A 13038-nucleotide genomic window follows, 5' to 3' on the forward strand; every position below is an offset into this window, starting at 1 on the left:
GGTGCTGGTGCTGGTGCTGGTGCTGGTGCTGGTGGTCAGTGTGCTGGCGCAGGGCCGGGTCTCAGTATCCCGGCCACGGCCTGATGGGCGTGGTCTTGACCCCGTTGCCGTCGAACACGGCCCAGACCTGGTCGAAGTACGCGTTGCCGGCCCAGCAGTTCAGGTCCCCGGCCCCGCGCCCGTCGGCCCCCACCGAGATCGCGTAGGAGTTGCCCGAACCGATCGTGCGTCCGGACCCGGCCTCTCCCCCGGAGGCCCAGCACTTGGCGGTGTGGGTGCCCGGGGGGAAGTCCTGAACGGAGACCCGCAGCTTGTGGCAGTTGATGTTGCAGCCGCTCTCACTGACGGGTGCCCCGCGCTGGGTGACCCCGCTCGGCTTGGCCGGTGGTGGCGGGGGCGGCGGTGCCTTGTCCGAGGTGGCCTTGCCGGACCACTGCCTGGACTGCTGGGCCGAGGTCTCCAGCGTGGTCTGGACCCGCACCACCACCGTCGAGGTGGTGCTGTACCCGACCCTGGCCGTGTGGGACCCGGCCGTCGCGTCGACCTGCCGGCCGTCCACCGTGACCGTCATGGTCAGGCCCCGGCCGTTCTCGTAGTCGCGGACGTTCGGGTTCCAGGAGTGGACCACCTTCTTCTCACCGCCGGAGGACCTCACGTTCGCGGCGTCCCGGATGGGGCCGTACGCGCTGGTCTGGTTGGAGGCGCCCGAGGGGTCTCCGGCGCCGGCGGCGTTGAGCGCCCGCACGGAGACCGTCACGTTGGTGCCGTTGGAACCGACGTTGATGGTGCTCCCGGGCCCTGCGATCCCCTGCCAGCCGCCGCCGTTCACCTGGTACTGGTACCCGGTGACCGGTGAGCCGTTGGTCGAGCCCGGGGTGAAGTCCACCGTGATCTGGTGGTCCTTCCCGGTGGCGGCGATCCTCGGGGTGGAGGGGGCCTTCGGCCGTCCATAGGGGGTGACCGCCGTGGACCGGGCCGAGGGCTCGGAGTCACCGACCCGGTTCTGCGCGACCACCGCGAACGAGTACGAGGACGTGGTCTTCAGGCCGGTCACCTGCTGGGAGGTCCCGGAGATGCCCGCGATGGTCCGCACCCTGGCCCCGCCCTCGTAGACGTGCAGGTCATAGGACGTGATCGTGGCGCCGTTGGCATCCGGGGCTCCCCAGGAGACGTCGATGACTCCCCCGTTCACGGCCGACTGGGCGCGCGCGGCCGAGGGCGCCAGGGGCTGCATCGGTGCCCCGGCCGGCGTGACGGACGAGGACCAGCCGGAGAACTCGGAGGGCCGGTCGGCGTCGTTCACCGCCTGGATCCGGAACTGGTACGCGGTGCCGTTGGTCAGCCCGTCCCACGTCGTGGAGGTGCCGGAGACGGACCGCTGGCTGACGCCGCCGGCCGGGGCCGGGGAGATCTCCACCGTGTACGAGGTGATGGGTGAGCCGCGGTTCACCGGTGCGGTCCAGGACAGGTCCACGGTGCGGTCGCCGTCGGTGCCCGTGGGCGGTGCCGGCTGTTCCGGCTCGACGTCCGGCCGGGCCGGCGCCGAGGCCACGGACGGATCGGACTCGCCGACGTCGTTCGTGGCGGTCACGGTGAACGTGTACTCCTGGTCGTTGGTCAGCCCGGTGAGGGTGCACGTGGTGGCCGGGCACTGCTGGTCCACCCCGGACGCGGAGACCGTGTACCCGGTGATGGCGGAACCGTTGTTGGCGGGGGCGTCCCAGGTCAGCACGACCTCTCCGTCCCCCACGGAATCCACGCGGGGCACCCCCGGTGCCTCCGGCGCGCCCTTGACGTTGAGGGTGATGGTGCCCTGGACCTCGCGGTCGGGGTCCTCCGTCAGGTCCCCGACCGTGTACTGGACGCGCATCTGGCCGACGAAGTCCTGCGCCGGGGTGACGACCACGTCCGACCCGGCGACCTCGACCTGTCCCTGCCCCTCCTGGGTGGTGGCCGCGCGCAGGGACAGCGGCCCCTCCCCCTCGAAGGGATTGACGTCGTTGGCCAGCACCGCCACGGTCTCGGCACGGCCCTGATGGGCGTCCGCGACGGTGTCCGGGTTGGCCACGGCGAGCTCGCGGTCGGAGGCGTTGACGCTGATCGTGACCCGGGCGGCCACGGGCTCGGACCTGCCGTCCGTGACAGACACCTGGGCGGTGCCCCGGGTCCCCTTCGGGGTGCGGTTGTCCGCCCGGACCGAGAGCACCGAGCCCTCCAGGCTCACGTCCACGCCCTCGATGTCCACGGCACCGAGCGCGAACTCCAGGTTCCCGGCGTCCTGCGGGTCCGGGTCGGCGGCGGCCTGGGACAGGTCCAGCCGGGCGGGTTCGGCGCCGGCGGCCACCTCCAGTGAGTTGGACTGCAGGGTGGGCGGGGTGTTGAACTCCTCCTCCGGCGGCGGGATCACCCGGATCGGCTGGGTCAGCACGGACTTCAGCCCGTCCGGGTCGTCAGGTCCCGAACCGTCCGTGACCTCGAAGCTGACGGAGGCGACGCCGGCGTAGTCCCGTGGCGCGCGGAAGACCAGTTCGGTGGCGGAACGGACCAGGTCGGCCTCCGACTGCGGCGAGGAGGTCACCTTCGCCTCCTCGGTAAGACGCGGGGCACGTCCGTCGCGCACCACCACGAGCTCGCCGACGTCGAGGCTCAGGTCCTCCCCGGCCGTCACCTCCAGCGGGGCGTCCGAGCGCAGCGCGGGGCGGGCCTCGCCCGAGCCCGGCACGATCACGAAGGCGTAGGAGGAGAGGGCGTCGGCGTCGGTGAGCCGGTAGGTGATGATCTGCGGGTTGGCCTCCACGGGGACCACCAGCTGGTCGTCCTCGGTCAGTCCCACGCCCTGCGGATCGTCCGGCAGGGCGACCGCGAGGTCGTCCGCTGTGCCGTCCGGGTCCTCGTCGTTGCCCAGGATGTCCACGGTGACCTCGTCCTGGTCCACGGTCTCCTGGAAGGAGACGCGGTCGTCCCGGGCGATCGGCGCCCGCAGCGGGGCCTCCGGGTCCGCCTCGACGGTGAGCGTGCCGGTGTCCGTGCCGCCGCGGCCGTCCGTGATGCCGTACCGCACGGTGACGAAACCGGCCTCGACCGGGGACGTCAGCAGGATGCGGCCGTCCACCAGGGCGGCGTCCGAGCCCTCGGTGGCCTCGAGCGTCTCGAGGAAGCGCAGCTCGTCGCCGTCGGCGTCCGTGTCATTGGCCAGCACGTCCACGGCCACCGGCCGGCCGGGCTGGACGCGGATCGAGTCGTTGACCGCCACCGGTGGGGTGTTCTCCTTGGCCACGGGGGCGATCCCGATCATGATCGTGCCCGTGGCCCGGGCCCCGAGCCGGTCCTCCACGACGTAGGTGAAGGCGTCCGTGCCGGCGGTGCCCTCGGCGGCGGTGTACTCGATCGAGTTCGCGGTCACCTTCGCGGTGCCCAGCGAGGGCGGGGTCTGGAGCTGCACCAGGGACACCGAGTCACCGTCCGGATCGATCCCGTCGAGCGGGATCGGGATGGCCACGGTGTTCCCGGCGAAGACGCGTCCCTCCACGCGTTCGGGCGTGGGCGGGGAGTTGCCCTCCAGGTCCACGGCGGTGACGTGGAAGGTGACCCGGGCGGAGGCCTCCTGGCCGTCCGGACCGGAGACCGTGTACACGGCGGAGACGGTCCCGGGTTCCTGGCCGGCTCGGAAACGGACCATGTTGTCCGCCACCGAGATCAGCCCGTCCGCCTCGTCCACGCCCTCGGCCAGGACCGGCTCCAGCGTGAGCTCGGCCCCGTTGGGGTGCACGTCGTTGTCCAGGACGGGCACGGTGACCACGTCACCGGCCCGCACGACGGCGGTGTCAGGGTTCGGCCGCGGTGGTTCCATCGACTCCGGGGCCGGGATGGGGATGACGGTGACCTCGCCCGTGGAGGCGGCGGTCCCGTTGGTCACGGTGTAGGAGAAGGTCAGCGGCTCGGCCAGGCCCCGCTGGTCGGTCACGCGCAGCACGGCGTTGCGCTCGATCGAGACCCCGATCGGCGCGTCCTGGGGCACGTCGACCTGCTGGACCACCAGCACCCCGCCCTCGGGGTCGGTGTCATTGCCCAGGATGTTGACCAGCACGTCCCCGTTGGCCGGCACCAGGGCCACGTCCCGCACGGCGATCGGCGCACCGGGGTTCTTCTCCGGGTCCTTGACGTCCACCCGGATCAGTCCCGGGGCGGAGGCCGGGCCGTTGGTGGCGACGTACTTCAGGTAGAAGGTCCGCTCCTGGCCGGAGCGGAACGAGACCGTGCCCGTGTCCGGGTTCATCTGGACCTCGGCGCCGGGGACCGGGTCCACGTGGGCCAGGCGCAGTTCGGAGCCGGTGGGGTCGAAGTCGTTCGCCAGGGGCGAGAAGGTGGCCTCCTCCCCCAGGTTCACGGTGACGTGGTCGGTGGCGGTGATGGGCGGTGCGGACCCCTCGGGCAGCACCTCGATCACCACGCGGCCCGTGGCGGACTCGCGGCGGTCGGAGACGGTGATCTCCAGCTCCTTGGTGCCGGTGGACTTGCCCACGTCCTCGAAGGTCAGCACCCCGTCCGGCCGGACCCGGACCACGTCCCCGTCCTCGGAGACGGCCCCCATCAGCTGCAGGTCGTCCCCGTCCGGATCCTGCCAGTCGGTGAGGATGTTCTGGGAGACCTCGGTGCCGGCCTGGACCCGCAGCGTGGTCACGCGTTCCTGCTCGGGGGCGCCGTTCTGGGCCTCGGGCACCACCCGGACGGTGGCCCGGGCGGTGTCCGTGCCACCCCGGCCGTCGTCGGCCTCGTAGGTGAAGGAGGCGTTGCCGGTGGCATCGGGGGGGACGACGAGCTGGAAGCCGGTGCTGTCATGGATGGGCTGCAGGGTGCCGACCTGCGGCTGGTCGCCCTTCAGCGCGGCGGTCAGCAGGTCCCCGTCCGGGTCCACGTCGTTGAACAGCACGGGCAGTGCCGTCGTCCGGCCGGCCCGGACCCCGAAGGAGTCGTCCCGGGCCACCGGTCTCTGGTTCTCCTCCTGGCGGTCCGGCAGCTCGATGGAGTCGGTGATCTCGTCCGACTCCTCCTCCTCCTGCTCGCCCTCGCCCTTCGGCGGTTCCAGGTCGGCCCAGTTGTTGACGATCTTCATGGCGTCCTGGACCAGCCAGGTGTTGCCCTGCGAGATGTCGTTGAGCACCACCACGTCCCGGTTGACGCGGAAGACCAGCTGCGCGGCGGCGGGGATCTCGGGGATGCGCTCGGTGACGTCCTGGGCGTCGTCGTCACAGTCCCGCTGGTACAGGCCGGACCCCTGCCAGGCGGAGTGCGTGCACGTGCCCACGCGGACCGGCTGGACCGGGGTGCCCGTGGCCTCCGCGGCCGAGTACGTGGCCTCTCCCCCGTCCAGGGGGACGGTGGCCGTCTTGTTGGCGAGCGCGACGACGGCGCCGTCCGCCTCCGGTCCGGGCGCCTGGAGCCGTCCCCCGGCCGGGTCGACGACGGTGGAGGACCGCCCCTCGGAGGTCACCAGCGTGCCGGAGTCCGCGTCGAACACCACGCCGGTGTCCCCGACGGCGGAGACCTGCGGGGACGCCAGTCCCTTGAGCCCGTCCACCTCGGTGGAGACGATCTCGCGGAATCCGGCCGGTTGCCCGGCCGAGGCGCCCCCGTCACCGGCGCCGTCCTCCCCCTGCCCGCCGTCCTCCCCCGTGCCGACCCGTTCGGTCGCGGCGGCCTCCCGGCGCTCGGACTCGGTCAGGGGGCGGAAGCCCGTGATGAGCTCGGCGTCCAGGTCCGCGATCCACACGGTGTCGTCCCGGCCCACGGCCGCGGCCACGCGGCCCTCCGCCTCGTAGAGCGGTTCGGCGCCCTCCGAGGACATCGCCCCCATCTCGGCACCGGCGGCGGCGTACACGCGCCCGCGCTCGGCATCGACGACGGCCACGACGTCCTGGCCGTAGGAGAAGCCCGCGTTGGCCGGCAGCATGTTCTCGTCCGTCAGCTCGAAGGCGGCAGGGTCCACGGTGACCAGTGCGCCGATCTCGCGGTCGCGCAGGTAGACCTGGTCCGCGTGCTGGGCCAGGTCGTACTCGGTCATGGTGGTGGTGACGCCGCCGTCGAGGGTCTGCGACTGGTAGTTGAGGTGGGCGACCTTGCTCTCCTCGCGGTTCACCACCCACACGCCGCCGTCGTTGAGGTCCACGTCCGCGGTCTGGAAGCCCGGGTAGAGGATGGCGCCGGTGACGGCGAGCGCGGACACCCCGACGAACGCCGTGGCCTTCAGGGCACCCTGGCGTCCGGCACCGAAACCTGCATTCACGATGACCCCCCATAGTGACCATTCCAGCGCGCGGGGTCCGTGGACCCACGGGCCGCCCCGGTGAGTCTATCCCGTGGAACACGGCCACAACCGCACCCGACATGGGGAGTTCTCCCCATCGGGCGTGGTGTGGCGGGGGTTCAGTCGACGACGAGTCCCTCGCCGGTACCGGACATGAGGATGGACGGACGGATCTCACCGAAACCGCGCACCATCTGCGGCGGCTGCGGGATCAGCACGAAGCGCTCGTCCCCCTCCAGGGCCAGGGCGGTCATCGCGTCGACCAGCACGCTGCCCGGGTCGGCGAGCGCGGTCAGCCGGGAGGCCAGGTTCACGGTGGGTCCGTAGATGTCCCCGAGGCGGGACAGCACGCGCCCCCAGACGAGGGACACCCGGGCGGAGGGCAGCACCGGGTCCTCGCTCATCGCCTTGGCCAGCGCCAGCGAGATCTGCGCCCCGGCCTCCGGGGTCTCGGCGTTGAACAGCACCTCGTCCCCGACGGTCTTGACGAGCCGGCCGCCGCCGATCGAGATGATCTCGGCGCACTTGTTCTCGAAGCGCTGGACCATCTGGGCCAGGGTGCGCTCGTTCATCCGCCGGGAGAGCGAGGTGTAGGAGACCATGTCCGCGAAGCCCACGGCGCGGGCCAGCGGCAGCGGGGCGTCGTCCTCGGACCCGTCCCGGCCGATGGCGCTGGCGGCCAGTCCTGCCTCGGCCCGGACGGTCAGTCGCTGCAGGGCCGAGTTGAGCTGGCGACGGTAGGAGTACTCCATCACCTGTTCGAGCGGCTCGATGATCTCGGGGAGCATGCCGACCACGGCACGGCGTGCCTCCGGGTCCGTCATGCCCTCCTCGCTGATCTTGTTCTCCACGAGCGCCTCGATCTGCCAGACGACCATCCGGTCCGTCATCTGGCCGATCGAGCGGGTCAGCGAGATGGCGGTCTCCTCGTTGAGCACGCCGCGGCGCACCAGGTCGATCATGGTGCCGATCGCGGCCGTGTCCTTCGGCGTGAAGGCCCGGTCCCCGTCCTGGACGTTCGGGAACCCCAGGGCGCGCCAGAGCTTGCGGGCGGAGATCAGTGAGACGCCGAGCTCGCCGGCCATCTCGCGGCGGGTCAGCGTGCGCGGGCCGCCGAGCAGGTCCGTCTCCAGGGCGGAGATCGCCTGGGTCCAGGTGGCCGGGTCCTCCTGGATGGCCAGCGACGAGGTGGCGGTGGTGTCCGGCGGCGACTCGGCCGGTTCCGGTTCCGAGGACGGCCCGGCGGCCACCCCGGCCGCGCCCGGCTCCCCGGGTGACCGCGGTGCCGTCGGCTCGCCGCCCGCCGGGATCACCGGCAGCGGGGAGGTGACGGGGAAGGGCTCATCGGCGTGGCCGGCGGGCCCCGCCGGCCCGTCGGCGCGGGACGGGTCCTCAGCCATGGTGACCACCGCCCCCGGCGGAACCGGGCGATGCCGGGGCCGGCGAGACCGTGTACGAGGAGTACGGCGGAGCGGCCTGCTCCGCCACCTGCCGGCGCAGGGAGGCCACCTCGCGCAGGATCAGCTCGCGGAACCGCACCGCCTCCGGCATCCCGGCCAGCACCCATTGGGAACCGGCTCCGTGCTCGATGACGAGGTCTCCGGCACCGGCCATCCGCTGGCCCCGGCGCTGGCGCAGCCGCACGTCGTACACGGCCAGCAGGTGCAGGGCGCGCTCCCGGGACCGGCCCGGGCCGGCGCGCTGGACGATCCGGAGACTGGTGAGGACGGTCGTGCGCGTGAGCCACCGCCAGGCCGGGCGCAGGCAACCGAACAGCAGGGCCAGGGCGGCGAGCACCCAGACGGCGCCGGTCAGCCATGGACGCGCCTGGACGAGGGCCTCGGGGAGGTCACCGCGGGCCAGGACGCCCTGGAGGTACCCGGTGGCCAGGGCGATGAGCATCAGCCGCAGGACGGGCATGGTCAGGGCGCGCGGATGGGCCCGGGTGCGCACGCGCACCTGTTCCTCTGGTGACAACCGCAATCCCACGTCCGTAGCGTCCTTCCCTGTGTGACGGTCCTGTGTCACGGTCCCCCGGGTGTCACGGTCCCCTGGGTCAGCGGCGCAGGTGCACGACGTCGGCGGCGGAGACCTCCAGCAACTCACCCCGCCGGGAGGCACCGGCGACCGCTGCCTCTATCCTCCCACGGTCGGCGGGCTCGATCAGCAGGGTCCCGCCCGGCCCCAGCCCCCGGGCGGTGCCGGCCAGCGTGGTCCCGCCCGGCAGCTCGGCCCGGACCTCCGCCCCCAGGGTGCCCAGTCGCTCGACGACGGCGCCCACCGCCGGGTGCGTCCCGTCGACGTCGGCGCCGGGGTCGGCACCGGGACCGCCGATGGCGGCCTCGAAGGCCGCCAGGGCCTCGCCCAGGGAGCGCAGGAGGGCGTCGAGGACGTCCACGGCGAGGGCGGAGGTCCCGTCCGCCGGCCCCCGGTCCCCGGCTCCGTCGGGCAGCCACTCCGCCATCGACGTCGCGGTGGGGACCGGGGCCCCCTCGGGGCCGAAGTCCAGGTTGAGCCCCAGCCCCAGGACGATCCCGGACTGGTCCGGCAGCACCCCGGCGAGGATGCCGCAGAGCTTGCGGCCGTCCGGGGCCAGGACGTCATTGGGCCATTTCACCGTGGCGGCGATCCCCCGCCGGTCGAGTTCCCCGGCGGTCACGGCGGCCGCGATCAGGGTGGCCCAGCTCCAGTGCTGGAAGGGCACCCGGAGCCGCAGCACGACGGACACGGACAGGGCGGTGCCGGCCGGCGTGGTCCAGTCACGCCCCTGCCGTCCCCGTCCGGTGCGCTGGTCCAGGGTGGCCACGGCACGCAGGTGCGGCCAGTCCCGCGGCGCATCCGCGGCGGCCTCGAGCACGAGCTGCTGCGTGGAACCGGTGTGGTCGAGCCAGGTGACCTCCGGGACGGGGGGACGGGCTGCGGCGGGGGGCGTGTCACTGTCCATGACCACAGGTATACCCCGTTCCGCCCGTCCGGCCGGCGGACCTACACCACCGCCCGGCACGGCGGTACCCTCGTGTCCTCCGGTTCGGTGACTGGTGAACGGGGTCGGGCATGACGGGTGACCAGTGGGCCAGGCCCACCGCCTACGAACGGTTCATGGGGCGGTGGAGCCGCCTGCTGGCACCGCGGTTCCTCCAGTGGCTCCAGGCCCCGGCGGGAGGGCACTGGCTGGACGTCGGTTGTGGCACCGGCGCGCTCACCGCCGCCCTCTGCGCGAAGGCCGATCCGGCATCCGTGCTGGGCTGTGACCCCTCGGAACCGTTCATCGAGTACGCCCGCGAGCACGTGCCGGACCCGCGGGCGCGCTTCGTGGTCGCCCAGGCGCCCGGGCTGCCGGCACGTGAGGGCGGTTATGACGGCATCAGCTCGTTGCTGGCCCTGAACTTCATGCCTGACCCCGGGCAGGCCGTGCGGCAGATGGCGGCCCTCCTGTCGGGCCCGCACGCCCAGGTCTCGGCCTGCGTCTGGGACTACGGGGAGCGGATGCAGATGCTGGACCGGTTCTGGCGCACGGCCGCGGCGGTGGACCACCGTGCCCGTGAGCTCGACGAGGCCCGGCGCTTCCCCCTGTGCAGGCCCGAGGCACTGGAGAGGCTGTTCCGTGGGGCCGGGCTGCGGCGGGTGCGCGTGGAGCCGGTGTGGCTGCGCACCGTCTTCGCGGGGTTCGAGGACTACTGGCAGCCCCTGCTCACCGGGGACGGACCTGCCCCGGCCTACGTGGCCACCCTCGACGAGGACCACCGGGATGCGCTGTGCCGGAGGCTCAAGCAGGCCCTGCCCGGGGGCACGCACGGCAGGATCTCCCTGCTGGCGCGCTCCTGGGCCGTCCGCGGCATGTTCCGGTGAACGCACGCCACCGGATCCTGCCCCGGCCCCGCGGCGTGGCGGGTCCCGCGGTGCGCATCGGTTGCGACGGGGCGCAACGGCTCCGACGGGGCGCGTCGGGCGTACGTTGTGCGGTTCCTACAACGGGCTCCCGGCCGCTCCTGCCTAGACTGGGGCGATGACAGCGGTCGTCCGCGCCTCGAGGGGTTCGGACCGCCCGGCTGGACTTGTATGAATGATCCAAGCGACGGAGGACCCGTGACCCTTCCTGCCCAGGCCGGCACCGGGACGAGCCCGGACGAGGCCGCACCGGACCTGACGACCACGGCGGGCAAGCTGCAGGACCTGGCCCGGCGCCGGGCCGAGGCGGCCCTGCCCGCCGGCCGGGCCGCCGTCGAGAGGCAGCACGCGCGCGGCAAGCACACGGCCCGCGAGCGCGTGGACCTGCTGCTGGACCCCGGGTCCTTCGTGGAGTTCGACGCCCTGGCGGTGCATCGCACCACGGCGTTCGGGATGGAGCGCAAGAGGCCGGTCGGTGACGGCCTGGTCTCCGGGTACGGCACCGTGGACGGCCGGCTGGTGGCCGTGTACTCCCAGGACTTCACGGTCTACGGCGGTTCCCTCAGCCAGGTCAACGGCGAGAAGATCGTCAAGGTCCAGGAGTTCGCCGCGCGCAACGGCTGCCCGGTGATCGGCATCAACGACGGCGGCGGCGCCCGCATCCAGGAGGGCGTGGCCTCGCTGGCGATGTTCGCGGACATCTTCCGCAACAACGTCATGTCCTCCGGGGTCATCCCCCAGATCTCCGTGATCATGGGGCCCTCCGCCGGCGGCGCCGCCTACTCCCCCGCACTGACCGACTTCATCATCATGGTCGACCAGACCTCGCACATGTTCATCACCGGGCCGGACGTCATCAGGACCGTCACCGGTGAGGACGTGGACATGGAGACCCTCGGGGGCGCCCGGCAGCACAACACGGCCACCGGCACGGCCGCCTACCTGGCCCCCACCGAGGAGGACGCCCTGGAGTACGTCCGGGAACTGCTCGAGTTCCTGCCGGCCAACAACCTGGCCGAGGCTCCCGTGGAGGCGTTCGTGGAGGAGCTCGAGGTCACCGACGAGGACCTTGAGCTGGACACGCTGGTCCCGGACTCGGCGAACCAGCCCTATGACATGCTCACCGTGATCGAGCACCTGCTGGACGAGGGCCACTTCCTCCAGGTCCATGAGCTCTACGCCCCCAACGTGATCACGGGCCTGGGGCGGATCGAGGGCCGGACGGTGGGGGTGGTGGCGAACCAGCCGATGCAGTTCGCCGGCACCCTGGACATCAACGCCTCGGAGAAGGCGGCCCGCTTCGTGCGGTTCTGCGACGCCTTCAACATCCCGATCATCACCCTCGTGGACGTCCCGGGCTTCCTGCCCGGCACCGACCAGGAGTTCTCCGGCATCATCCGCCGCGGCGCCAAGCTGATCTACGCCTATGCCGAGGCCACCGTGCCGAAGCTGACGGTCATCACGCGCAAGGCCTACGGCGGGGCCTACATCGTCATGGGCTCGAAGAAGCTCGGCGCGGACGTCAACCTGGCCTGGCCGACCGCGCAGATCGGCGTGATGGGGGCCCAGGGCGCCGTGAACATCCTCTACCGGCGCGAGCTGACGGCGGTGGAGACCGCGGGCGGGGACGTGGAGGCCAAGCGCGCCGAGCTCGTCGAGGACTACGAGGCCGAACTGCTCAACCCCTACCAGGCGGCCGAGCGGGGATACGTGGACGACGTCATCACCCCCGCCGAGACGCGCGTCCAGCTCGTACGCGGCCTGCGCGCCACGTTCCACAAGCGCGAGGCCCGGCCCGCCCGCAAGCACGGGAACATCCCGCTGTGACCACCACGCACGGCACCACCACGGGGAGGAGAACCCTGGAGATGAGCACGCTGACGAACCACGGGACGGACACGGACACCGGCGAGGAGCCCACGGTGGTCATCCGCGGGACCCTGGACGCCGAGGAGACCGCGGCCCTGACCGCCGTCCTGCAGGCCCTGGCAGTCCAGGCCGGCGACGCGGGGAACGGGGGCACCGGGCCGGACGGCACGGACCGCACCCTGGACCGCCGCCGCCGGCTGGGCCTGTGGGCCCGCCCCGGTTCCGACTCCTGGAGGCACGCCGCCGGGGCGAGCTGACCGGTGCCGGGCCCCCGCCCCGGGCGGCGGGTCCGGGGCGGCCCAACCCTGTCTGCCCGGCTGGTGCCGGACCTATGATGTGGCCACCCCCGCGCGACACGCCGCGGCATCCAGCCCCCGTGTCCTCCCCGCCGCACGCCTCATGAGACACCGGTTCCGTCCCACCACTCTCGACCGAGGATCCATCATGAAAACCCTGTCCCGCACGTTCACGGTGGCCGGATTCGCCACCCTGCTCACCGCCTTCGTCGGAGCCACGGCCGCCCAGGCCGCCACGAGCGCCACCCTGCCGGACGAGGGCACCCTGCTCGGTGACGGCGCCGGGGTCTCTCTCTCGGTGGACTTCGACTGCGACGCCGGCTGGTCCGCCAACGTCTGGGTCGAGGCCGCCCAGCGGACCGGCGGGGACAAGGTGGCGACCGGCATGGGGTACTCCACGACCGTGGAGTGCGCCGCCGGCGAGGAGTCCGTCGACGTGGTGCTCCTGGCCGCCGGGGACTACCTCGCCTTCGAGGAGGGTGACGCGGTGGTCCGCGTCTCCGTGTCCGCGTGCGGCACCGAGACCTGCGACCAGGCCGTGGCGGCCGGCGTGATCGGGTTCAGCGAGGACGGCGACCACGACGACGAGTGAACGCCGTGGGGCGGGCCTGGCCCACCCGACGGCGCGCGGGGGCGTGGCGGGGCCCGGGGCCCCGCCGTAGCCCCGTCGTAGCCAGGTCG

At 72.7% G+C, this 13038-nt stretch carries 8 protein-coding genes; 4 read left to right on the top strand and 4 right to left on the bottom strand.

Features of this window, described 5'->3' with window-relative positions:
• Positions 1–61: 61 nt before the first annotated feature.
• From PLJ28_RS01290 to PLJ28_RS01305, 4 genes are all read right to left on the bottom strand, one after another.
• Complete coding sequence (locus tag PLJ28_RS01290; RefSeq protein WP_298044732.1) at positions 62–6283, bottom strand: Ig-like domain-containing protein; 6222 nt, start codon at positions 6281–6283, stop codon at positions 62–64.
• Between the two features lie 140 nt (positions 6284–6423).
• A complete protein-coding gene (locus tag PLJ28_RS01295) occupies positions 6424–7704 on the bottom strand; it encodes an adenylate/guanylate cyclase domain-containing protein (protein ID WP_183524016.1) in 1281 nt (426 codons plus the stop codon).
• Entirely contained in the window at positions 7697–8263 is a 567-nt protein-coding gene (locus PLJ28_RS01300; protein ID WP_298044733.1) for a PH domain-containing protein, read from the bottom strand. The genes PLJ28_RS01295 and PLJ28_RS01300 overlap by 8 nt, the downstream gene beginning before the upstream one ends.
• Positions 8264–8360: 97 nt before the next feature.
• Positions 8361–9248, bottom strand: a complete 888-nt coding sequence (locus PLJ28_RS01305; protein ID WP_298044736.1) for a biotin--[acetyl-CoA-carboxylase] ligase — start codon at positions 9246–9248, stop codon at positions 8361–8363.
• 110 nt (positions 9249–9358) lie between these two features.
• On the opposite strand from PLJ28_RS01305, the gene PLJ28_RS01310 reads away from it, so the two are divergent.
• From PLJ28_RS01310 to PLJ28_RS01325, 4 genes are all read left to right on the top strand, one after another.
• Complete coding sequence (locus tag PLJ28_RS01310) at positions 9359–10153, top strand: class I SAM-dependent methyltransferase (protein ID WP_183524010.1); 795 nt, start codon at positions 9359–9361, stop codon at positions 10151–10153.
• 210 nt (positions 10154–10363) lie between these two features.
• Positions 10364–12019: an acyl-CoA carboxylase subunit beta gene (locus PLJ28_RS01315; protein ID WP_183524007.1), complete on the top strand. Its 1656-nt coding sequence runs from the start codon at positions 10364–10366 to the stop codon at positions 12017–12019.
• Between the two features lie 41 nt (positions 12020–12060).
• Positions 12061–12318, top strand: a complete 258-nt coding sequence (locus PLJ28_RS01320) for an acyl-CoA carboxylase subunit epsilon (protein WP_183524004.1) — start codon at positions 12061–12063, stop codon at positions 12316–12318.
• A 187-nt stretch (positions 12319–12505) separates the two neighbouring features.
• Positions 12506–12949, top strand: coding sequence for a hypothetical protein (locus tag PLJ28_RS01325; RefSeq protein WP_183524001.1), 444 nt, complete (start codon positions 12506–12508; stop codon positions 12947–12949).
• Positions 12950–13038: the final 89 nt, after the last annotated feature.

Source organism: Citricoccus sp. (genome assembly GCF_035445025.1).
GTDB lineage: Bacteria > Actinomycetota > Actinomycetes > Actinomycetales > Micrococcaceae > Citricoccus.